Raw genomic sequence first — 24,398 nt, 5'->3', positions numbered from 1 at the left:
CTCAGGAATCACAGCCGCGTACTGTCCATTTTGCGAACCTTCCCGCAGCGGATTGTTCATACTCTTATATTCTGTCTCAGGCTTTCTGCCCTCTCTCTGTTTACATGAGATAGTCTATCAGTTATTTGTGATGTAATTGTGAAAATAAAATCATAAATCTGTGAAGCTTAAAAACATCTCTCGGTTTTCACTTGTCAGTCCTTCTCTCCTCTTGTATACTTAATAAAAGAAACGAATTTTACATTTTTATATGAAAGGACTGTTACATCCATGATGAATACACAGGCAGTTGTCCATATCCGCAAAGGCGAGGCTCGTTCCCTGAAAGCCGGCGGTATGTGGATCTATGATAATGAAATTGAACGAATTGAGGGCGAATTTGAAAATGGCGATATCCTTCGTGTCGAAGATTTTGACGGTTATCCGCTCGGATGTGGTTTTATCAACACCCGCTCCAAGCTTACCGTGCGGATGCTTTCCCGCAAAAAGGATACTGTCATCGACGATGCTTTTATCGAAATGCGCGTCCGCAATGCCTGGGAATACCGCCGTCAGACAGTTGATACCAGCAGCTGCCGCCTGATTTTCGGCGAAGCAGATTTCCTTCCGGGCATCGTGATCGACAAATTTTCCGATGTGCTGGTCGTTGAATCCCTGGCGCTCGGTATCGACCGTCTGAAACCGCTGATTCTGGAAAAACTCGTCAAGGTGCTTGAGGAAGACGGCATTCATATCCGCGGTATTTACGAGCGCAGCGACGCTAAGGTCCGCTTACAGGAGGGCATGGAGCGCTATAAGGGCTTTATCGGGGAACCATTTGATACAAAAGTAGAGATCGTTGAAAATGGTGTCCGCTATCTGGTAGATGTCAAGGACGGGCAGAAAACTGGCTTTTTCCTCGACCAGAAATACAACCGTCTGGCAATCCAGCGTCTCTGCCCGGGCAAACGCGTTCTGGACTGTTTTACCCACACCGGCTCCTTTGCCTTAAATGCAGCCGTCTCCGGCGCCAAAGAGGTCATCGGCGTGGATGCGTCCGAACTTGCCGTCGCACAGGCGCGTGAAAATGCAGAGTTAAACGGTGTTTCCGGCACTACCACCTTTCAGTGCGCGGATGTCTTTGACCTGCTTCCGGAATTAGAGGCAAAAGGTGAGCAATTTGACGTCGTGATCCTCGACCCGCCTGCCTTCACAAAATCCCGCAGCTCGGTCAAAAATGCCATCAAGGGCTACCGCGAGATCAATATTCGCGGTCTGCGTCTGGTAAAGGACGGCGGCTACTTCGCCACCTGCTCCTGCTCCCATTTCATGACGCCGGAACTCTTCACAAAGGCGATTCAGGAGGCAGCCCGCAGCGCCCACCGCCGCCTGCGCCAGATCGAATACCGCACCCAGGCAGCCGACCATCCGATTCTGTGGGCGGGGGATGAGACGTCCTATTATCTGAAGTTCTACATTTTCCAGGTTGTGGATGAGAAGTAAAATTACAGAATGTTTGTAAGACTATAACCAAGCAATATGAACTGCTATTATAAATCATGAATCTGCAAATCCTCTCAGAGCAATCTGAGGGGATTTGTTTCGTTTTATCATTGTCTGTTCTGATAAAATATGATATACTTCGTACATGGGAAAAACCAGAGAGCCAGGCGGCTTACCCTCTGTTATCGGAGGGTTGCTAGATTTCAGCAAAGCTTGTTTATCAAAGACTGGAACGAGGCACAAATCTAACCCTCCAGACGAAAGAAAGGAGGGCATTGCCAATGTATGTTACATACTCTGATTTGATTCAGATTGGAATATTCATTTGCGCCCTTGTTGGATTGTGTTATACAATTTTCAAGGGAAAACGAAAATAGCCGCCATTACTGCAATAATGACGGCTGTTAATAAAACAGTTGTTTAATTTATTCAGGTAAGCCGCTCCTCTGGCTTTTCCTTTTTTCTATCCCTAATATAACATATCTTTTCATCCAATGCAAGCGAAACCCTCTTTATAGAAATACGAACTCATAAGGGATTACCGCTGCAGCACCATACACCAAACCGGTGCCGACACCATCGAAAGCAGCGTCGTAAATACCACACACTTCGTCGCAAAGACTTCATCCCCGCCATATTTCGCGGCAAGAATCGCCGTCGTGCTTGCTGCCGGCATCGCTGCCAGCACCACAGAAATCCCCATCACCAGTGTGTCGATATGGAACAGCAGACAGCCGGCCCACACAAGCGCCGGGATCAGGATCAGGCGCACGGCGGCATAGTAGCAGCTGAGTGGCGTGATCATCGTCTTCATATCTGCCTCCGCCAGAACGGTTCCTACGAAAATCATGGAGACTGCCGTGTTTGCCTTGTTTAAGCTATGTACCGTATCGCCCAGGAAACCCGGAATGTGCATCTGCAAAAGCATCAGCACAAAGCCGATGAATACGGAGACAATACACGGATGCGTGCATATCTTTTTAATCAGCGTTTTCCGATCCGGCGCCTTTGTAAAATACGTCATTCCCAGCGACCACATCGCAGTTCTCTGCGGAATCAGATAAAAAGAGGCATAGAAAAGCCCCATCGAGCCGAAGATGCCCTCCGCCACCGGATTCCCCAGAATCCCGGCATTGGACGCCATCGTCGCGTACTTGAGAACCTTCTTTTTTTCCTCTCCCACACCCGGGTACAGTACCATATTTAAGATATAACAAGCCACCTGAACCATACACGAGACGAGCAGCGCCTGTGCGCTGCTCTTTAAGATATCCATGCTCAGTTCTACTTCAAATGACTCGATGATACTGCAGGGAAGTGTCACAAAGATGACCAGATCCGCAATGACCCTTTTTCCCTCATCCGTGATAATTCCCTTCTTCTTTAAGAATGCACCCAGAATCATCAGGGAAAATAACATTCCCTGCATCCGGTACAAACCATCTAAATTCAAAGCATTTCCTCCGTTTCACACTCTCTCATCACTCAATGATGATTCCCGCATCCGTCTTACTTCCCGGTGCACTGCTTCCATTCGGGGAACCGCTGCCGGAAGGTTTTTCTCTGCCATTCTCCGTGCCGGTGCCAGAATTTCCGCCCGGAAATGCCGGCGAAGAACCGCCAGACTCTGCCTCACTGCTCTCCCGCGCATTTTCCTTTGATGCATGCGTACCGTCCGGACGACTTTCCTGCTCAGAAACGTCATTCTCCTGTGTTTCCGAAGCATTACCGGTCTCTTTCTCCGACTCGTCGCTGCCGCTCCCGGCTTTCTGGCTTTCGTCCGCGCCGCTCTCCTGCGTCGGATCCAGGATGGAAATTGTCGTCGCCTCGGTCGTCTTCGGCAATGCCTTCGTTTCTGCCTGTTTCGTGCCATGAACGCCTGTATCTGATACAATTTTCTGACTGATCGTCCGGACCGTCTCAGTCGGCGTGTATTCCTCATCGCCAAACAGGAAATGATGCAGCTCGATGACATTGCTCTCCAGCGTCTGCGGGATGACGCAGGCGCCCTTGCGTCCCATCTTCTTTTCCCTCAGCTCCGACGGAAAACCGGTCGTCTCGGTCAGATGGTAACGCGTAATATTTCGTCCTATCTTCAACAGATCATTGATCTCGATGCTGGTCGCCACCTGTGGAAATACCGTCTGCACAATATTGTTGATCGTCGCCCAATCTGCTTTTTTCATCTTCTCAAACGCGAGGGAAATAACCTTTCTCTGTCGTTCGGTACGGGCATAGTCCGTATCCATCAGACGGAGACGCCCATATGCAACCGCCTGCACACCGTCCAGATGGTTCATGCCCGCTGATTTAAGCTGGGTCGAAGCGACGCCGGTCGCCTTGACCGTCTCAGAAATGAACGCATTGATATAATAAAACTCTGATTTCGTGATCTCCACGTCAATGCCGCCCAGAATGTTGATCGCATCTGCAACGGCTTTCCAGTTAAAGGTCGCATAATCGTCAATATCGATATCCAGGTTCCTATTGAGCGCCTTGACAACCTGCTCCGGTCCGCCCTGCATATAAGCAGCGTTGATTTTGTTGTAGGTATTCTTGTCGCTGATATTTAAATATGAATCCCGGTACACCGAAACCAGACGTATCTCACCGGTTCCCTGATCGATGTTGCAGAGAATATTGACATCCGAGTTGTTGCCCTTTCCGACCGATGAGTTACGGCTATCCACGCCGAAAACCGCGATCGTCCAGTAACCGCTCATCTGCTCCTGCTTCTCCTCCGAAATCTCGACGTTTTTGATCTCATCCGGGTTCCACGGAAGCCGCTGCATCAGATCCAGACGGCTGCTGATATACGAATATCCCGCAAAGCAGAGAATCCCGATCAGCATCACGCTCTCCAGAAGAATAAACCATATCTTCCGCTTCTTTTTCCGGCGCGCTTTCAATTTAACCGGGTCGGCGTAAATATCCGACCGGTTCATGGTCCGGGTTTTCTCCTGATTCCGGCTCTCCCGGCTGCTGCCAGGCTGCGTCTGTCCCCTCTTTGCCGCTTTCTGACCACTTCGGCTTCTATCTCCGCTCCGGTGGGATCCGTCCTCCCGGCGTTCCGTAAATGAATCCGTGATCAGTGTCAGACCATCGTCTTCCATCTCCGACGGTTTTGCCCGTCGGCTCCGGCGGTGTCCTGACCTATCTCTTTCTTCTTCATATCCCATGTGGTTTTCCTCATCAATACGCGTTTTTATTTATAAAGCCCTTAAAAACCGTCAAAAACATGATTTTAAAATCAAATCCCAGCGTCCAGTTCTCGATGTAATACAGATCATGCTCAATCCGCTTCGTGATCGAGGTATCGCCCCGGTAACCATTGACCTGTGCCCATCCGGTCATTCCCGGACGCACCTGGTGTTTGATCATATAACGCGGAATCTCTTCCTTGAATTTTTCAACGAAAAACGGGCGTTCCGGGCGCGGTCCAACCAGGCTCATATCGCCCTTCAGAACATTAAACAGCTGCGGAAGCTCGTCAATGCTCGTCTTCCGGATAAATCTTCCAATCGGAGTCACACGCGGGTCTCCCGGCGTCGTCCACTGGCTTTTCTCCTTTGCCGCCGACTGTACCGCCATCGAGCGGAACTTATACATCTTAAACGGCTTATTGTGAAGTCCCACCCGCTCCTGACAGAAAATGACCGGTCCCGGCGAAGTCGCCTTTATAAGAATCGCCGTCACCAGCATCACCGGTGAAAACAGGATGAGCGCCATCATGCCGCCGACCAGATCCATCGTCCGCTTCATCGTTGCGTTGAGCAGATTCGTGAGCGGCACATGGCGGATGTGGATCACCGGAAGTCCCTGCAGATCCTCCATAAACGGACGGGTCGGGATAAAGTTATAATAATCCGGGATAAATTTCGTATGCACACCCGATTTTTCACAGCCTGCCACGATTTTTTCCAGTTTTCCATACTCCTGGATGCTCAGGGTGATCGCGATCTCATCCAGCGTATTGAGCGCCAGAATCGTATCCAGATCGTCAATTTTGCCGATCACGCGCACTCCCTTATATTCTTTGCCCCACTCCTCATGGTCATCCAGAATACCGCGGATTTTATAGCCCCACTCCGGGTTGACATTCACACGGTCAATAAATCCTTCCGCTGCCCGGCTGTAACCGACCAGAAGCAGATGCTTCTGGTTATATCCCTTCGACCGCATCGACCGAAGCGCTATCCGCAGGATATTCCGCATCAGAATCTCAGCAAAGAGATTGATGCCAAAAAACAAAAATACCATCGGACGGGAGAAGTTGTGGAAATACTCATTTTTACCGCCCAGGTAAAGCATCAGTGAGATCACCAAAAGACCGATGATGTTCGCCTTAAAAATATTGGCTAACTCCACCCGTCTTCCCTGAACCCGTTTGGGCGTGTAAAGATGAAAAAATGCGTATAAAATCAAATAAAACGGTACAATAAGAACGCCAGCCGCCAGATAGACAACTGCCATTGCGCTCTTATTATGCCCTGTTACATTAAACCACGACGTTCCATTGACGATAAACCACGCAAGTGCGTAGGCGCATGCAATGACACATGCGTCCAGCACTACGTGGAAATGGTTCAGCCGTTTCTGGTTATCTTTTATCATAGTATATCACCTGAATTCAGATTAAGCTCCCGGACCTGCCGGACCGCCGGGGCCTGCTGCATCGCTGTTTCCGGAATCCCCCGGTTCCTGAATCTCTGTGACCGGACTTTTCACACCGGAATTATCCGACGCACCCGGAGAAGTCTTTTCACTGGATGCCGATGTCTCTGCCGCCGTTGTGGTTGTAGATCCCGGTTTTGCAATGGAAGACTTCGTCTCCGATGTGCTGCCTGGTCCGGATAAAGAATCATCCGCCTCGGTTGTCTTATCCGTATGATTTTTCTTGCCGGGAGTCGTCGTTGTTCCTGGTCCCTTACTGCTGTTGCTCTTCGACTCTTCTTCCTCCCAGTCAATCCAGTCTTCATCCGGATCAAAGATCTCGTCCAATCCGATCGAGCTCTCGCTCTCGCCCTTCTTGGTCTCATCCCCGCTCTCGTCATCCGACTCGTCCGAAGCACTCGTCGATGACTTCTTAGCGGCATCCTTCGCCGCTGCCTGCGCGGCAATCCGGCTCGCCCGTTTCTTGATAAACGTCTGGGCGCTGACACCCTGATCGACCGGAACATGACCGATCAGCTTCGCATTCGTCGTAAGACCTGTTACCTGCGCGATATGGTTGCTATACTCCTTGACATTGGACGGAACCTGATAATCTTCCTCATCAAACAGGAACTTATGAAGCTCTTTTACGTTGTACTCCAGTGTCTGCGGGATAACGCAGTCGCCGATCTTTCCAACATCCTGCTCGCCTCTGGCTGCCGGGAATCCGGCGGTCTCACCGATATGGAACTTCGCGATATTGCGTGCCAGCGGAATCAAATCCGTAATATCAACATTGGTTGCAAGCTGCGGCATGATCGTCTGAATCAGACAGTTGAGTGTCGCCCAGTCTGCATTTTTTGCCTTATCAAAGGCTTTCTGAAGAATAATTCTCTGACGCTCGGTACGCGCATAGTCCGTATCTGAATAACGGATACGTCCGTATGCAACTGCCTGGATACCATCCAGATGTACATTGCCCGCATGGGTCAGCTGATGAGAACCGATACCAGTCTCCTTTACGGTCTCCGTGATGAAGGCATTGATCCAGGAGAACTCTGCATCACTCAGCTCGACATCTACACCGCCCAGAATGTTGATGGCATCCGCAACCGCTTTCCAGTTGAACGTCGCATACTGGGTAATGTTAAGACCCAGGTTCTTATTCAGCGCCTTAACTGCCTGCTCCGGACCGCCCTGTGCGTAAGCGGCGTTGATCTTATTATAAGAGTTTTTATCGTTGATATTCAGATAACTGTCCCGGAATACCGATACAAGGCGGATCTCACCCGTCTCCAGATTGATATTGGCAATCATGTTGACATCCGCGTTCGTACCTTTTCCGACATTCATCTGCCCGTGCTCACTTCGCGAATCGACACCGAAGCACGCCACGGTCATGTAGCCCTTCATATCATCGATCTGTTCCTGGGACAGGTTGACGTTCTTAACCTGGTCCTCGTTAAAATCAATCTTCTGCATAGAACCGAAGGTTCTGTGATACATATACCAGAACGCACCGCCCAGAATCATCAATATAATCACGACAATCTCCGCCGCAATGATCATATGCTTTCTGTGGCGTGCCGATTTACGGTAATGGCTGCCGCGGCGTCCCGAACTCTTTTTTCCACTTCCAGCGCTCTTAGGACCGCTGTAGCCGGAACGTACTGAACCGCTGCCCGCCTCACCTTTTCTCTGGCTATTTTCGACTGTACTGCTGACTCTTCTGCGGCTGGTGCCGGAAGCAGAACTGCCGCGCGAAGAATACCCTGCCTGACTGGCACGGCTGCTTCTGCCCTCGCGGCGCGCCCTCATGCGCTCCAGCTCATCATCCTCATAATTCATAAGCTACCTCATCTTTCACTTGCTTGCTGCCGCTCAGACATTGTCTGATAAGCAGCCTTTCTCCGTGTTGCATCTGCTAAACCATGACCGTTCACACATCGCGCAAACTCTAAGTTACTGTCCACACATACGCGCCCAGTAACAACTCTAACCTTTTCCTCACGATTTATCAGATGCTGCTTTTTTCTCGATCTGTCTCACAGCAAATTCATAGACATAGAGAAATGTCCCAGCTAAAAGTTCCAGCTCTATCGCCAGATAATTTTTAAGCCGTTCCGGGCGGTACGCCACTTTTTTACACTTCTTTGCCGTCCGTATGCCTTCTTTCAGACCTTCCAGATAATCTTTTCCAAACCCGAGTTTCCTGAAAAATGAATATTTCACGAAAATCCCCGCTGCGATCGGAATCGCATTTATGATAAGCTGTAAGCACGGCATATTTTTATAATTCAGATACACATTGTTGCGTGCCGCCAGCTTAACCTTGAATGAATTGTACTTGGAACCGCTGGTTCCGCTTCCGACGTGCCATACCAGCGCCGCCGGGCAGTATATATTGTCATAACCCGCAATCCGGGCTCTATAGCCCACATCAATATCTTCCAGATAGGCAAAATGCATCTCATCGAAATAGCCTATCTCCTCAAATACCTCTCTCCTGTAGATCGCTGCGCCCGCGCACGCCGAGAATACCCGGCTTGAACGGCGGTAATGCGTAAGATCCCGTCCCACGCCGCGCTGGTACGCCCAGCCAAGCAGGGAATACATATCGCCTGCATCATCCAGCCTGTCTGGATGGTACATCTGGATCATCCGGCTGCTGACGGAAAAGATGCGCTCCGACTGACCGATCGCACGCACCATCTCCGCCACGAAATACTCGTCCACCCGGACGTCATTATTTAAAAGCAGCACATACGGTGTGTCTGCCGCCTTGATTCCGACGTTGACTGCGCCGGAAAATCCCGTGTTTTCCGGCAGGAAAATCGTATCGATCTGATGTTCCTTCAGCCACTCCACGCTTCCGTCCGTCGAACCGTTGTCCACCACCAGCGTCCGGAAATTCGGATACGTCTGTGCATTCAGTGAACGGATGCATTCGTCCATAAACTTTAACCCATTATAATTGGGAATAATAATTGTCGTTGTAATCTCCATCCCGGGTTATACCTCCAGATGATACGGTTCTCCGATTTTCTCTTTTTTCAGATCCCTGAGGGCGAAATTGGACTTCCGCAGCGTCAGGTTCGGATTGTAGTAAGGATCTCCATCTTTAAGGATCTCCGGCCAGCGCTCCGAGAAAATCTTGATCTCCCTGTTAAAACGCGCCACCTTCTCCGGCGTATCCTCCAGTCCTCTTGACTTCGACTCATAATGATACAGCAATGCGTACGGATTGTAAACCACTAAATGATTTGATGCCCGCACTTTCATGCAATAATCGATATCGTTAAATGCGACCGCCAGCTTCTCCGTAAAGCCGCCGACCTCATCAAAGAGCGCTTTCTTTGTCATCAGGCACGCCGCCGTCACAGCGCTGTAATCCTGTGTACTCATCGCACGGTGGAAATAGCTGTTTTCCGCCTTATGAAGCCCGATAAACGTATGCCCTGCGATGCCGCCGAAACCAACCACGACGCCCGCATGCTGGATCGTATCATCCTGATAGAGCAGTCTCGCGCCAACTGCGCCGACGTCCTCCCGCTGGCACAGTCCCAGCATCTCCTCGATGAAATTCTCCGCAATCAGCTCGGTATCATTATTTAAAAACAGCAGATATTCGCCCTTTGCGAAGGTCACGCCGAAGTTGTTGATCGCCGAATAGTTAAACTCGCGCTCCCAGGTTACCACATGGACATTGGAAAATTCCTTCTGAATCTTTTCATAGTATTCAAAGGTTTCCTTCTCCGTGCTGTTGTTCTCTACAATGATAAACTCAACATTGCGGTACGTTGCCCGCGTCTCAATCGCCCGCAGGCATAGATCCAGATCCGTATGGTGATCCTTGTTCGGAATGATGATCGATACCAGCGGTTCCCCCTGAATTTTATATACAGAGTGATAAATGCCGTAGTCCACACCTTTTTCCACGCGCTCCGCCTCGATACCGACGCGTTTATAATGATCCATGATCGCGCGCGCACCCGCATCAAATGCGTACAGCTTGCTCTCCGGGTTGCTCGCTGTCGAATCCTTGTGGCAGCGCCAGTGATACAGCACCTTCGGGATATGGCGGATCTCCTTCGCCTTCTCCGTACAACGGAAAATGAAGTCATAATCCTGCGCTCCGTCGTATTCCTGACGGAAGCCGCCCACCTGCGCTGCCAGATCGTGGCTGACTACAAACAGATGGCAGATATAGTTGACGCTGCAGAGCAGATCGATATTGAAATCCGGCTTAAAATGCGGATCAAACAAAGCGCCGCCGTCCATATCCAGCTTATCCTCATCCGAATAGAAGCAGTCGCATCCCGGATGTTCCTGTAACAGTTTCGCACACTCATAGAGAGCATTCGGTGTCAGCTTATCGTCATGGTCTGCCAGCACGATATAATCGCCGGTCGCCATATCCATTGCTGCATTCGTATTGCCGGAAATGCCCTTATTTTCGCCTAAAATTACGTATTTAAAGCGGCTGTCCTTCTTCGCATACTGCTCCAGCACCCGCTCGCAGCTTTGTCCTGCCGGACTGCCGTCCGCCACGCAGACCTCCCAGTTTGCGTATGTCTGTTCCGCGATCGAATCCAGCATTTCCCGCAGAAATCGCTCCGGTGTCTTAAATGCCGGAATCACGATCGAGAATTTAACCGGCGCGTCAAACACCTTTTTCCTCTGCTCCTCCAGCTCCTCCGCCGTCGGCTTCGTCAGTGAATACCACTCGCCGTAATCGTAGTCATTGTCAATTCCCTGCAGTTTGTGCTTGGATTTTACCAGCAGGGCTTTCAGACCATTTTCCTTCCAGAAATCCAGACAGACCCGCACAGTCTCCATGTTCATCAGATCGCGGATCTTCTGCATCCGCTTGTGCGCCACACTGCTGCGCTTGCGGATCAGTTCTTCATTATATTTAATGCGGATTTTGCGTCCCTCGCCTTTTGCGATCAGATAATAATCTTTTCCGCGCTCATACGGGAACTGGATATCAAATCCAAGCTCTTTTTCTACCGTTCGCCCAAAATAAATCTGGCTGACGTCGTCGCGGCGGGTCGCCACATACTGAAACCGGATCGGCTGATGTGCCCCATCTTCAACCTGATAGGTGATCTCCGTTTCCGGCGTCTTTCCGATCGCCCAGCCATTGAGCTGAATCGAATTTTCACGAATCCGAACTACATCGACATTACATTTCATGCTGTTTGCCCCCAACTTTTTTTACCGGTGTATCAAAATTCAGCCGCTCTTCCTCCACTACCAGCGGACGCTTCATGACTCTCGAATTGATCGATAAAATATACTCTCCCACCAGACCGATGAAAAAGATCTGAACCGACCCTAAAAAGCACATTCCAATCAGAACCGGCGCCATACCAGCCGGAAAATCATACCAGTGAAGCAGTTTCATCACCAGATATACAATCGCCACGATCATACTGATCGCCGCGCAGATACTTCCAAAGATCGTCGCCAGGCGCAGACCGACCTTCGTATAGGAGGTCACACTGAGCATCGCAGCATCGTAGAGCCGGTAAAAATTGTTGTGTGTCTTGCCTGCGCGGCGCTGCGGCTGGATATATGGGATCTCCTTGCGCTTATAACCAAGCTCCGCCACGATTCCGCGCAGAAACGGCGTCGGATCGTCAAGCTCCCGCAGAATCTCAATAAAATCGCGGTCATACAGACCCGAACCGGTAAAATGCTCAATCTGCTCGACATCGGAGAGTTTCTTTATCATCTTGTAATAGCAGCTCCTCAGCGCATACATGATCGGGTTTTCCTTGCTTCCCGTCTTGATGCCGATGACAATCTTGTAGCCATTTTCCCACTCATGGACATATTTCGGGATCATATCGACCGGATCCTGAAAATCTGCCACCATGCTGATCACGCAGTCGCCGGTACACTGTAACATTCCATAATACGGGGAATTGAACTGTCCAAAGTTTTTGGCATTAAAAATTGCCTTGATCCGTGGATTCTCGCTGCAGATCTTCCGAAGAATCGGGCGCGTCTGGTCCGTCGAATCATTGTCGATAAAGACAAGCTCATAGTCATATTCCGGCAGATCGCGCTCCAGCGTCTCCACAACCGCCTCGCTGATCGGACCTACATTCTCTTCCTCGTTGTAGCAGGGAATTAATATACTGATTTTTTTCATACTTTTCTGATTCCTATTAATTTGCTTTTTGTTTGAACTCTTCTGTTTCGTTCCACCAAATTTCGAACACAAAAAAAAGAGAAAGCCGCTTCGGCTATACTGCCTTTATTTTAAACGTCTTTCTCTCTTTTGACAACCTACAATTTTCTTAACGATTTTTGGCTGCTTCGCTATTTACTTGGCATAAACTGATAAAATATGTCCAAATATTTACCATTTTCTCCCGTCACTCTGCACAGAGGGCAGAAAAATCATTTCTGAAAAGCTAGAATTTTCTTCATTCCTTCTTCAAAATATACCTGTGGCTTCCAGCCAACCACCCGCTCCATCTTGCGGATATCCGGGATCAGATTGACGATTCCCTCTGCATTCGGCGGGCGGACGCCAAATTCCATGCTGCCCTGCCTGCCGCACAGCTCATAGACTGTCTCGACAAACCCGCGCAGCGGTCCTGTCTCATCCATCGGACCGCCCAGATTGTAGACACATCCGTGATCCGTGAGATTTCCCGCATATTCTGCCAGATCCGCCAGAGCGCGCCCCGCATCGTCAATATACATGAAGTTCCAGAGCTGCGTGCAGGCGGTCATCGTCATCTTCTCCCCTGCCCGGAAGGCCCGGACACAGGAGGAAAGAAGCGACCACGGATGATCGCCCGGTCCATACGTACTGAAAATCCGTGCATGCCCGTAATCCAGTCCCAGTTCCCGGCAGAGCACTTCCGCCTGCTGCCGGACTGCCAGTTTCGCACATCCATACGGGGAGGTCGGCTCGCAGACCGTCTCCTCGTCTGTCAGCTCGCTCTTGACGCCATACTCCGCCTGCGAACCTGTAAAGAGAAACCGCCGGCACCCGAGGTCTTTCGCCACGCGGACGGCATTCAGCGCGTCCTGCACGCTCTCCTTCTGGACTGACTCATTTTTCCGTGAATCACTCCCTGCACCGCGCCAGCCCATATGGAGAAACACATCGCATCCGCCCGGAATCCGTTCCGGCAGTTTCGAGAGATTCCCCAGATCCTCCTCCAAAATCGTGAGTCCCTGCGGAAATTTTCCATTTTCCCGCAGCAGATCCGCTTTCGTCGAATGCTCCCGCAGTACGGCGTATACCTGATGTCCGCGATGTAACAGCTCGCGCACCGCCCCCAGACCTACAAAGCTGGTGGCACCTGTGACAACTATCTTCATTCTATCGTTTCCTTTACTATTTTTTAATACGCGGAATCAGCATGATACGGTCCATCTCCTCGTCCGGCAGGAATGGGGACAGATCCTCCAGCGGCGGCGATACAAGCGTTCCGTCCGGCAGTCTCTTCGCCGCGGACTTTGGCTCAAAGTTCTGATCCAGCGTTACAAACACCTCGCAGATCACCGGGCCGTCCATCGCCAGTGTTTCTTCTACCTTCTCGCCCAGCTCCTTGTTTCCATGAATCGATACATATGGGAATCCATACGCCCACGCCAGCTTTTCCATACTCGGGAATCCAAGATCGCCGCTGTCCACGCCGATACCGATGAGCGGCTCGCCGAAGAAATTCTTCTGGGTCTGGCGGATGGAATGGTAACCGCCGTTATTGATAATGAAGATCTTGATCGGCATCCGGTGGCTGACAACTGTCTCAAGCTCCTGTAAATTCATCTGAATACTGCCGTCTCCGGTGATCAGGATAATATCCTGGCTGTGATCTGCCACGCACGCGCCGATCGATGCCGGAAGTCCGTAGCCCATCGAAGCGATGCCGGAGTTCGAGATAAATCTCTGTCCCTTTTTCACAATATTTGCGTGTCCACACACAACATTTGCAGATCCATTCCCCACAACCACGATCTGGTTCTCATTTAAACGGCGGCTCATCTCATACGCAAATGCATATACGTTTGCCTCTGTCTCCGTGCCGCCGTTCATGTGCTTCGGCAGAACCACCGGATAATCATGCTTCCAGCCCTGGCAGATACGCAGCCACTCTGCCTGCGCGTCCTTGTACTCCTGCGTCATCGAAGCCGCGCCGTCCGCTTTTCCTTCCTCCGAAAGAACCTCGTCCATCACGGTCAGAAGATCCTTCACATCCGCGTGAACCGGCATGTCCACATGCAGAGTAGGCTTTTTCAGCTCTTCTGCATCGATATCATTCACAATCACATACGCCTCGCGCGCCCAGGTAGTAAAACGGTAACCGACCTGGCGAAAACTCAGACGGCTTCCGAGCGACAGCACCAGATCGCTATTCTGGATCGCGAAGTTGCCCGGGCGATCGCCGACGTTACCGCCTTTTCCGATGTACAGCGGGTGTTCGTCATAAATACAGTCGATGCTGTCCGCGCCGGTCACAACCGGGATTCCCAGCTTTTCAACCACGCGCATGAAAACATCGTGCGCCGCGCCGATACGGATACCATTTCCGGCATTGATCACCGGACGTTTGGAGGTGCGGACTTTCTCGATGATCGCACGCGCCGTCTCCTTCGTCACACGTGCCGGAAGTTTTGCACGAAATTCACCTTTTCCGGCGGTATCCTCCGGAATCTCGGACGCGCTCTCTGCCGCCCAGCCGGTTCCGCCCGCCTCATAATCCTCCGGATCAAAGCCGATCAGATCGTCTGTCTCGATCATTGCCGCCTGCACATTCAGCGGAATATCCAGCCAGGTAGGACCCGGACGACCGTTGTAAGCCAGATACAGGGCTTTTTCCACACAGAAGCGGATACGCATCGGATCGATCACCATCTCACAGTATTTTGTCATATTGGCAACCGATTTGGTGATATCATACTCCTGATCGCCCATCGCGCGCAGGTGAAGTCCCGTGCTGCGCGCTGTCGTGTCATAACGCACCTGTCCGGAAATGACAAACATCGGGATTGAATCCAGAAATCCGCCCGCAACGCCGTTCATCGCATTGATGCCGCCAGGTCCCGTCGTCACGCACACTGCCGCAATCTTGTTGTGGATGCGGGCATACGCCTCCGCTGCCATCGCACATGCCTGCTCATGATGATTGTAGAGGCAGTGAAGTCCTTCCTGATGCCCCAGCGCGTCATCCAGATGCATCGCGCCGCCGCCCGTGATCATAAACACATCCGTGATGCCGGATGCGAGAAGCTTTTCTGCTATATAATTAGAAAGTTTCTGTTTCATTTTGATTTCCTCCTGAAAATACCTTGTCAAGTGGTCATATTATACCACACATATTTCTTTTTTCATAGCCGACACGGCATTTTCCCAACTCCTTACATTTTTCTTATGCTATCTTGTATTTCTCCTATTTCTTTTCTATAATAAAGGTCAGCATCCGGTTCACATCGGTATGCCTGAATCGTTACGGTTCAGTTTACTTTATGTAACTGCTTTATCATACAGAGGAACGTCTTATGAATCGATTAGCACAGGAAAAAAAGGTCTGCGCGCTGATTCCGGCGCGGCTTAATTCGGTTCGCTTTCCGGGAAAGGCATTGAAACAGATTGATGGGATTCCAATGGTTGTGCGGGTTCTCGCGGCGGCGCGGAACAGCGGTGTATTTGATGCCGTTTACGCTGCGACCGACAGCCCTGAGATTGCTGCTGTTTGCCAGACATATGGATTTGAGGCGGTTTTTACCTCCCATTCCCATCAGAATCCGACCTCCCGCATTCAGGAGGCGGTGACGATTCTGGAAGATTCCAAGTCTGCTTCTTCGCGGAAATTTGATTTTTATGCGATGATCGGCGGGGATGAACCGCTTCTGACACCGGAGATTCTGCAAAATTTTATGGAGCAGGCGCTTACTGTTATTACCTCAAAAGAAAATGTACAGCGTCCATTTCTCATCAATGCCATGGCAGATATCCCGAACGATGCCGAGACAGCCGATCCATCCAACATAAAAGTAGTCTGCCGCCCGGACGGCACAGGGCTTTACATTTCCCGTGCGCCAATTCCATTCCGCAAGGGGACGCTTGACGAACCTTCCCGGAAATTTGTGAGTATCGGGCTTTATACGCGGGAATCGCTCGATTTCTTCTGCCAGAGCAGACCGGGCATTCTGGAACAGATCGAGGGCGTGGATTTGCTGCGTTTCCTCGAATATGGGAAAACGATCCTATTTCTTCCCATCTGCGGATATACGCTTTCCGTAGACACCCCCGCCGACCTTGAAACAGTACAGGCGATTTTACACAGGAGGACTAGCACCCTATGAATAAGAAAACATACCGCGGCGTGATCTTCGACCTCGACGGCACGCTGCTCGATACATCCGAAGGCGTCTTTGCGAGCGTGCGTCACACGGTAGAAGCACTTGGAAAACCTGCCCTCGACGAGGCGACACTCCGCACCTTTATCGGACCGCCCGTCAAGCTGTCGCTCATCCGCCTCTATGGACTGGACGAGGACGCCGCGAACCACGCAACCGAGATTTTCCGCACCCAGTACAAGGATCACGACCTGCTGAAAGCCGAGCCATACGCCGGTATCAAAGACCTGATCCGCGCACTCCGCGCACAGGGCTGCAAGATCGGGGTTGCCACCCTGAAACGTGAAGATTATGCGCTGACTCTGCTGGAACATTACCATTTCACAGAACTCTGTGACTCCATCTGCGGCAGCGATTTTGCCAGCAAAATGACGAAGGCTGACGTTCTGCACAAGTGCTTAAAAGCTTTGGAGTTGTCTCCATCCGAGGCAGTTCTTATCGGTGATACCTCTTCCGACGGAAAAGGTGCCAAAGAGGCAGCTGTCGATTTTATGGCAGTCACCTACGGCTTCGGACCAGATACCGCGGAGGCATGGCAGGAATATGCGCCAGTTTATACGGCAAAGGATACGCATGATATCGGGGCGTTTCTGGGAGTCAATTTTTAAAATTACAAACATAACAAGAGGACAAACATCATGAAACAAGTCAAATTACTCGACTGCACTCTCCGCGACGGCGGCTACGTCAACGACTGGGAGTTCGGTCACGACAATATTGTTACTATTTTTGAACGTCTGATCAGCGCGGGCGTGGACATTCTGGAAGTTGGTTTCCTGGATGACCGCCGCTCCTTCGACCGCAACCGCACGATCATGCCGACAACCCAGTGTGCCGATCAGATTTTCGGCAAGCTGGACAAGGGAAATACAATGATCGTCGCCATGATCGACTACGGAACCTGCGATATTTCTAATTTAAGCCCGTGTTCTGATTCCTACATCGACGGCATCCGCGTCATTTTCAAAAAACATGTGATGCATGAGGCGATCCAGTTCTGCCACGAAGTCAAAAAACTGGGCTACAAAGTGTTTGCACAGGCGGTTTCGATCACCAGCTACTCCGACCGTGAGCTTCTGGATCTGGTTGACCTTGTCAACGATCTGGAACCGTATGCGATGTCCCTTGTAGACACCTACGGTCTGCTGCATCAGGATAACCTGCTGCACTATTTCCAGCTCTTAAACTACAACTTAAAACCATCGATCGCGATCGGCTACCACTCCCACAATAACTTCCAGCTCGCATACTCGAACAGCATGGAAGTCTTACGCGAACCGGCAGACCGCACCGTTTTAGTTGATGCCACCCTGTACGGCATGGGAAAAAGCGCCGGAAATCTTCCGATCGAACTCATTTCCATGTACATGAACACCGTATTCGGACGCAATTTCAATGTCAGCCAGATGCTCGAGGCGATCGACATCAGCATCATGCCGTTCTTCCGCAAGAGCCCATGGGGATATAACCTGTTCTTCTATATTTCCGCCTCCAACAACTGCCATCCGAACTACGTCCGCTTCCTGATGGATAAGCACACCCTGTCGCTTAAATCCATCAATACGATTCTGGATGCGATTGAGCCGGAGAAAAAACTGCTCTACGACAAAGATTACATTGAAACACTGTACCGCAGGTATCAGAGCACAGAATGCAATGACGAAGCCGATATTCAGGCATTGAGTGCTTCCTGGAGCGAGCGCCCGCTTCTGCTGCTCGGTCCGGGAAAGAATCTGGAACTGGAAAAGGAGGCAATTCTTTCCTATATTAAGGCGCACAATCCGATCACAATCTCCGTCAATTTTATCCCGGAGGGAATTCCTATCGATTATGCGTTCTTAAGCAATTCCAGGCGGTATGTCCAGCTCAACAACCGCCTGCTCGAGCACGCCGACGCCCAGGGACGCCCGGTGCGCGTCATCGCGACCTCGAACGTGACGAATGTCAAAGATACACATTTTGATTATACCTTAAACTATAATTCCCTGATTGACCAGAATGCAGAGATCATCGATAATTCCTTTGTCATGCTGCTGAACGTCCTGACCAAAACAAGCGTCCACCACGCCGCCTGCGCGGGATTCGACGGATATACGGTCGATGGAGACAACTACTATAATTCCGCGATGGACTACCGGATCGCGCGGGAAAAATCACAGAGTATTAACCAGTATGTGATAGATACGCTGGAGAGGCTGGCAGGAACGCTGACGCTGGAGTTCCTGACGGATTCGAAATACGTAAAATAAAAAATTATATTTTCATATAGAAAAAGGGGTGTTCCAGCTGGTTCACCCCTTTTTCCACATCTCTCCACCCTTTCCAGCAACGCACACTATCTTTTTACGCATAATCCCCGTATAATAAGCCCCGTAATGCAGCGATGGATTTTCGCATTTTCAAAAAGGAGAGATTATACCATGCGTAAGCAAACTAAAACTTTAGCTGTTTTATCCGCTGCGGCTTTGTTCGCGGCTGCTGCACCTATAATGACAAATACGGGAACTTACAGAGTTCTGGCGGCTCAGAGCGGCTGGACAGAGGAAGATGGTCGTCTTTATTACTACGATGAGGACGGCTATAAAGAGACAAACACATGGAAAAAGCGGAATGGCGACTGGTTTTATCTCGATGAGGAAGGCGAGATTACTACCAATCAGAGAGTCGATGACTATTTCGTCAACGATGAGGGGCACATGGCAAAGAACCAATGGGTTTCGGCTGAAAATGAGATCAGCTACGACAGCCCGGATTCTCCGGACGGCGGCTCCTGGCTCTATTTTGGCAAGGACGGCAAGATTGTAACTGCCAAATGGATGAGCATCAACGGAAAAACCTACTATTTCGACGAGGACGGACTGATGCAGACCGGGCTTCTGGAGCTGGACGGACAGACCTACTACCTCGGCGAGGAAGATGACGGCGCCAGAAAAACCGGATGGATTCTGCTGGAAACCATCACGAAAGACACCGACGATGAAGATATCTGGTGCTATTTTGACACCGAAGGACGCATGATCGTAAGCCAGATGGACCGCAAAATCGACAATGGCTACTACACATTCATCGACGGCCAGATGCAGACAGGCTGGATCAATGTCGCGGAAGCTGGCTTTGTAAGCTCCAGCACACCTTCAAACGAAGCAGCAACAGCGGACAACTCTGCCACAGACACTGTCAGCTTAAACGATTTCCGCTACTACGATCCGGAAAATGGCGGACGCCGGGCAAGCGGCTGGTACACCATTGAAGGGGCACCGGGCATCAGCGAAGAAGAAGAGCCATTTTCCTTCTTCTTTAAAAACGGAACTGCTTACTTTGCCGAGAAGGATCTTGCTATTTTCACCATCAATTCCGAGCGCTACTGCTTCAACGAGCGCGGTGAAATGCAGACCGGGCTTCAGAGCCTGAAACAGGCGGATGGCAGCTTTGCCTCCTACTACTTCGGCGACGACGGCGTGATGCGTACCGGCAAGCAGACTATTTACAATGATGATTTAGAAGAAAACCAGATCTGGTATTTCCAGACCAAAGGTTCCCTCAAAGGACAGGGCTACCATGGAGAGCGCGATAACCAGGTTTATGTAAACGGTCTTTTAAAGAAGGCGGATCCGGAACTCCGCTATGAGCCGGTTTCCATCGGTGAAAAACGCTACCTGGTAAACACCAGCGGCACCATCCAGAAAGCAACCTCTTCCTCCTCTTCCGCTTCCCGTCCGGAACTCGGAAAAGGGTTCAAGGATATCAAAGACAGCAATGATACTGCCTGGACAGTTGACACATCTGGAATCATCCAGTAAAATATAATATTGCATCCGTTCAAATACCGCAGGACACTTTTGTGACACCGCGGTATTTTTTCTGAAAGATGTCTTTTTTTATCGTTTTAAAAATTTTTTTGGAAATTTTTAAATTTTTTTCTAAAAACCAGTTATAATGTTCCCGATTAAAACGTATTATAATAAAGGGGATGTTTTCATTTTTCTCCCAATGACTCAACTCTTACTTCTACGGAGGCAACTCTATGCGTGGTTTAAATGTTTATTGCTGTCCAAACTGTGGACATTATGGATTCTTTCAGCTCGTTGCCAATGCGGTGTGTCCGCATTGCTCAATCGCCATGACTCCTCTTCCCATTCCGTATCAGGATTTCATGGACTTAGACTATCCACAACGGCAGATCCTGATTTCCAGACACATGATTAATGCGGCAAGCCCTTTGGATTCTAAAGCCAAACAGGCGAACAAGGCTAAGGCACCAGGGCAGACAAAGCCATCCGGCCGGAGCAAATCACCGGATGATGCAAAATCGTCGGATCAAAATGCAGCACCTGATAACACCAAATTGATGACAGATCATTCTGCAGCACCGGGTAAAACAAAATCATCTTCCACTTCCTCGAATCTCCATCCGGATATCTCAAAAGATTCCGACAAGGAAACTCTCTATCAGGAAGTATTGGCGCTAAGAGAGAAAAACGAGCAGCTGGAGCAGACGATCTCCTGGATGCATGATTTAATCTGGAAATTGACGCGCCAACTGCATATTACATAGAGTACATAAAAAATGCCGCATGATTCATTCTGGTTTAATAACATACCTTCTGAATCATGCGGCTTTGATATTCGATTTAGTATTTAATTTTTGATTTGATTGTTCACTTGCTCCATCTGGTATAAATGAGCCTCTTCTCTCCCATCTTATCCAGTTTCTCCGCTTATCCCGCCTTCTCCGTCTTACAGAGTATGTAGTGGTCAATCATCCGGTTTAAGCTTTGATTCATCTGATCCAGAGTTTTAAATAACTCCTTAAGCTCACGCTTTAATTCTTCATTTTCCTGTTCCAAAACGACCAATTTTTTAGCTTCATCCATAAACTCTCCTCCTTTTGACTGCCTGTTCTTCCATTCAGATGACCACACTGCATAACGCAGCTCTGCCAGGCGATCCTATCGTTTTTTCGTTTCATATTATTTATAAACCGATTTTAAGAAAAATAAAAGAGTCTATCGATCGCAAATTTCGACACGGAGCATCGCTCAGCTACTGTTCACACATTACTTTAAATTCTCAATCGACAAAGTTCGTCATTTCGGCTTTTCCGACGAATCTGCCCGGATTTGCCGTCTATTTGAGCTATTCTGCCTGTTCTGCTTTCTCTCTTGTGAGTGCAAGCCCAATCGCCAGCATCGCCCACATAATCGGCGTCGCGATCGGGAGGTTGATATTAACAACTGCCTGTGCTCCATAGCAGAGCACCGCCAGAACAGGCGCCAGAATCCAGGCGCACTCTTTCCATTTTCTGCACATTCTCACGCAGGCGCCGCCCAGAAACGCAAGATAGGATGCAAGCGCAAACGGTCCCATTGTGACGAGGTACTGGAAATATTCGTTGTGGGCGCTCTCATAGAAAACCCCATACCGATCCAGTGCATCCTGTCTGAAATCCCAAGTCAGAATTCCATATGTGTCTGGTCCAAAACCAAACAACTGATGCAGGAACGGCAGTTCGCGATAGGATTGCCATCCAATTCTCCAGCAATATCCCCGGTTCGTCCCCCAGTCATCATCAAAAACAAGATACTGGGACAACGTACTGTACCGTTCCGCATGTCCTCCCAAATTTGCATCATAGAGGACAAATGCCACTGCCAGGCATCCAAGAATCAAAACGGCACACCAGCCACGCCAAATCCATCGTCCCGGTTTGCTCTCTGGATTCGTCTGTTCCATCTTCCGTTTCCAAACCCAGAGAACCCCCGCCAGAATCCAGAATAAAACGACAACTCCCTCCAGATAACGATAGCGCACCAACACGCCAAACACACCGCCCAGACCGATGACCTGATCGGCATATACTTTATTGACCGTATCTACTGCCTTAATCACGGTCACAAACATAGCCACCAGAATACCATAATCTGCGATGCCCCGCCATGTCGTAAATAAAAACAGCGGCATCACTGCAAACAGCATTCCAAGTGATAAATATGCATTATCACTCTGTCCGGTAATCAATGCAAAAAAAGCCAGCGCCGAAACCAGATAATACCAGATACGGCGTCCCACTTTTCTCTCACTTACAAAACAGCCGCAGGCAACCGCCATCGTAAGCGCCACAAACGCCGTATACGTGTTGATATTTCCCAATGTAGATACAAACAAGTTTCCCTGTTCATTGCTCACGCCCTTTTTCCATCCCAATAAATCCATCTGGAAATAATCTGTGATTCCAAACAGGCAGACCAGAACGGACGATGCCAAAAACACATCCAGGTACCATTTTCTCATCCGACCATACTTGCTGCTCACAATCGTTCCCAGCACATACAGCGTAATCAAAAAAAATCCGCTGAATCGTCCTTCATTGCCCCAGAACGACTCATACACATAATCCGACAGCACCGTCGACATCAGTGCCAGCCCCCAGAAAACTGCCAGCGCTTTATAGACAAATGGCTGCTTTTTTAATTCAGACGGTCGAAACGCGCCAAAAAAGCGCCGCACATGCGCCCCGCCAAACCGCTTTAAGTCCATGCACGCAAATACTATCGCTGCGATCAGGCATGACACCAGCATCGCAACCGTGCTGAGCCAGTAAAACTGATATTTCGATACCAGAATATCATAATAATAATTATGGAAATATAGCGGAAATGCCCCAAACACCACACACAGATACACCGACACAATCCATGAAAAAACCTTTCGGACTTTTCCTTCCCATGCCTGCTCTGCCAAAATGGATGCAGCCGGAGCTCCCTGCTCTCTTGCAATCTCTGTCTGTTCCATCACATTCTTCTCCTTTTCTTATTCGTAAAACCAGAGAAACGGCTTGTATCAGTATAGCATTTCGTTTTGTGGATAGCAAGGAAGGAAATCTTAAATTTCCCCTATTATCTCGTTACTGTTCACGCATACGTGCCCAGTAACGGAATTTGCCGTGGCTTCGCATTTAAATACGGCAAATTCCTGCTGCCACCACGTTTTCTTACGGCACTTTCGGTTCCAAAAGTGCCTACCTGTGAACAGTAACATTATCTCTCCCTTTTTTTGCAACTTGCGATACTTTTCCATATCCGAAGTATAATGACCTGGTAATGCAGTTAGGATTTCGAGAAAAATATTTCAAAAAGTAAAAAGGAGAGTGCATTAATTATGAGAAAGCAGACTAAATTAGTTGCAGTACTTTCTGCAGCAGCTTTACTCGCTATGGGTGCTTCCATGACTTCTTTCGCAGCTGGTTGGCAGAAAGATGACGCTGGTGTTTGGCACTACTATGATAGCGATGATGAGATGGTAACAGGCGAGTGGAAAAAAGATGGCGGTAAATGGTTCCACCTCGATGATGAGGGAGATATGGAGACCAACACATGGGTAGACGATGACTACTATGTAGGCGAAGATGGCGCTATGCTGACAAACGCTTGGAAGTATACTATGTCTGATGATGATCAGGATGATCCGGATTCCGATGGTAAGCATTGGTACTATTTCAACAACAAGGGTAAAAAAGTTGCTGATCAGGATAAGAAGATCAATGGTAAGACATACCTTTTCAACGAAGATGGTGAGATGCTGTATGGTTGGCAGGATTGGCAAGGAGCTATTTACTACTTCGGTGAAGAGATGGATGGCGCAAGAACAGAGAATAAGTGGCTGTGGCTTGAGAAATCCGGTATGTTAGATACTGATGAGGATGTACAGAAAACAGTTCCTGGTTGCAGTGAAAATGACATCTGTGATGACGAAGGTTGGTACTGGTTCAATGCTTCCGGTAAGATGTACAAAGACGCCGCTAAGAAGAAAATCAACGGAAATCCTGCAAGTTTCTGCAGTTCCTTCGGATTGTTGAAGCGGCTGATATCACC

General features: G+C 49.6%; 17 protein-coding genes and 1 pseudogene. 7 read left to right on the top strand and 11 right to left on the bottom strand.

What is annotated here, in order from left to right; genetic code table 11:
- Positions 1–273 precede the first annotated feature (273 nt).
- Positions 274–1,482: a class I SAM-dependent rRNA methyltransferase gene (locus tag DWZ45_RS13350; protein WP_118469426.1), complete on the top strand. Its 1,209-nt coding sequence runs from the start codon at positions 274–276 to the stop codon at positions 1,480–1,482.
- A gap of 538 nt (positions 1,483–2,020) precedes the next feature.
- Here DWZ45_RS13350 and DWZ45_RS13345 read toward each other — a convergent pair.
- From DWZ45_RS13345 to DWZ45_RS13305, 9 genes are all read right to left on the bottom strand, one after another.
- On the bottom strand, positions 2,021–2,935 hold the full coding sequence (locus tag DWZ45_RS13345) for an AEC family transporter (protein WP_182426681.1): 915 nt from the start codon (positions 2,933–2,935) through the stop codon (positions 2,021–2,023).
- A 28-nt stretch (positions 2,936–2,963) separates the two neighbouring features.
- Positions 2,964–4,661, bottom strand: a complete 1,698-nt coding sequence (locus tag DWZ45_RS13340) for an LCP family protein (protein WP_107001459.1) — start codon at positions 4,659–4,661, stop codon at positions 2,964–2,966.
- Positions 4,662–4,674: 13 nt separating this feature from the next.
- Positions 4,675–6,096: an undecaprenyl-phosphate glucose phosphotransferase gene (locus DWZ45_RS13335; RefSeq protein WP_107001458.1), complete on the bottom strand. Its 1,422-nt coding sequence runs from the start codon at positions 6,094–6,096 to the stop codon at positions 4,675–4,677.
- Between the two features lie 21 nt (positions 6,097–6,117).
- Positions 6,118–7,983, bottom strand: a complete 1,866-nt coding sequence (locus tag DWZ45_RS13330; protein WP_118469408.1) for an LCP family protein — start codon at positions 7,981–7,983, stop codon at positions 6,118–6,120.
- A gap of 159 nt (positions 7,984–8,142) precedes the next feature.
- Positions 8,143–9,141, bottom strand: a complete 999-nt coding sequence (locus tag DWZ45_RS13325) for a glycosyltransferase family 2 protein (protein ID WP_022359149.1) — start codon at positions 9,139–9,141, stop codon at positions 8,143–8,145.
- Between the two features lie 6 nt (positions 9,142–9,147).
- Complete coding sequence (locus DWZ45_RS13320; RefSeq protein ID WP_118469407.1) at positions 9,148–11,334, bottom strand: glycosyltransferase family 2 protein; 2,187 nt, start codon at positions 11,332–11,334, stop codon at positions 9,148–9,150.
- Positions 11,324–12,298 carry a glycosyltransferase family 2 protein gene (locus tag DWZ45_RS13315; protein ID WP_107001455.1) on the bottom strand — a complete coding sequence of 325 codons (975 nt, stop codon included), beginning with the start codon at positions 12,296–12,298 and terminating at the stop codon, positions 11,324–11,326. Before DWZ45_RS13315 ends, DWZ45_RS13320 begins: the two co-directional genes overlap by 11 nt.
- Positions 12,299–12,549: 251 nt before the next feature.
- Positions 12,550–13,485, bottom strand: coding sequence for an NAD(P)-dependent oxidoreductase (locus tag DWZ45_RS13310; RefSeq protein WP_118469406.1), 936 nt, complete (start codon positions 13,483–13,485; stop codon positions 12,550–12,552).
- Between the two features lie 16 nt (positions 13,486–13,501).
- Positions 13,502–15,433 (bottom strand): thiamine pyrophosphate-binding protein, encoded by a 1,932-nt coding sequence (locus tag DWZ45_RS13305; RefSeq protein WP_107001453.1) that lies wholly within the window; start codon positions 15,431–15,433, stop codon positions 13,502–13,504.
- A gap of 233 nt (positions 15,434–15,666) precedes the next feature.
- Between DWZ45_RS13305 and DWZ45_RS13300 the strand changes: the two genes are divergently transcribed.
- The 5 genes from DWZ45_RS13300 (at position 15,667) to DWZ45_RS13275 (ending at position 21,082) form a co-directional block, all read left to right on the top strand.
- Complete coding sequence (locus DWZ45_RS13300) at positions 15,667–16,473, top strand: 3-deoxy-manno-octulosonate cytidylyltransferase (protein ID WP_107001452.1); 807 nt, start codon at positions 15,667–15,669, stop codon at positions 16,471–16,473.
- On the top strand, positions 16,470–17,135 hold the full coding sequence (locus DWZ45_RS13295; protein WP_022359155.1) for an HAD hydrolase-like protein: 666 nt from the start codon (positions 16,470–16,472) through the stop codon (positions 17,133–17,135). Before DWZ45_RS13300 ends, DWZ45_RS13295 begins: the two co-directional genes overlap by 4 nt.
- A gap of 30 nt (positions 17,136–17,165) precedes the next feature.
- The gene (locus DWZ45_RS13290; RefSeq protein WP_117796037.1) at positions 17,166–18,776 is read left to right on the top strand and encodes an aldolase catalytic domain-containing protein; all 1,611 of its coding nucleotides are present in this window, start codon (positions 17,166–17,168) and stop codon (positions 18,774–18,776) included.
- A 171-nt stretch (positions 18,777–18,947) separates the two neighbouring features.
- Complete coding sequence (locus DWZ45_RS13285; RefSeq protein ID WP_118469405.1) at positions 18,948–20,327, top strand: cell wall-binding protein; 1,380 nt, start codon at positions 18,948–18,950, stop codon at positions 20,325–20,327.
- A 224-nt stretch (positions 20,328–20,551) separates the two neighbouring features.
- Complete coding sequence (locus DWZ45_RS13275) at positions 20,552–21,082, top strand: hypothetical protein (RefSeq protein WP_107001448.1); 531 nt, start codon at positions 20,552–20,554, stop codon at positions 21,080–21,082.
- A 163-nt stretch (positions 21,083–21,245) separates the two neighbouring features.
- On the opposite strand, the gene DWZ45_RS14575 is transcribed toward DWZ45_RS13275, so the two are convergent.
- Together DWZ45_RS14575 and DWZ45_RS13270 are read right to left on the bottom strand one after the other, a co-directional pair.
- Positions 21,246–21,401 (bottom strand): hypothetical protein, encoded by a 156-nt coding sequence (locus DWZ45_RS14575; RefSeq protein ID WP_181357241.1) that lies wholly within the window; start codon positions 21,399–21,401, stop codon positions 21,246–21,248.
- Between the two features lie 262 nt (positions 21,402–21,663).
- A complete protein-coding gene (locus DWZ45_RS13270; protein ID WP_118469404.1) occupies positions 21,664–23,319 on the bottom strand; it encodes an O-antigen ligase family protein in 1,656 nt (551 codons plus the stop codon).
- Between the two features lie 366 nt (positions 23,320–23,685).
- Between DWZ45_RS13270 and DWZ45_RS13265 the strand changes: the two are divergent.
- Positions 23,686–24,398 (top strand): annotated as a pseudogene (locus DWZ45_RS13265) (glucan-binding protein); the annotation flags it as partial.

The organism is Clostridium sp. AF32-7AC (assembly GCF_003477925.1).
In the GTDB taxonomy this organism is placed as follows: domain Bacteria; phylum Bacillota; class Clostridia; order Lachnospirales; family Lachnospiraceae; genus Otoolea; species Otoolea fessa.
Note: the sequence above shows the minus strand (reverse complement) of the source record. Positions and strands in the feature narration are given on the sequence as shown.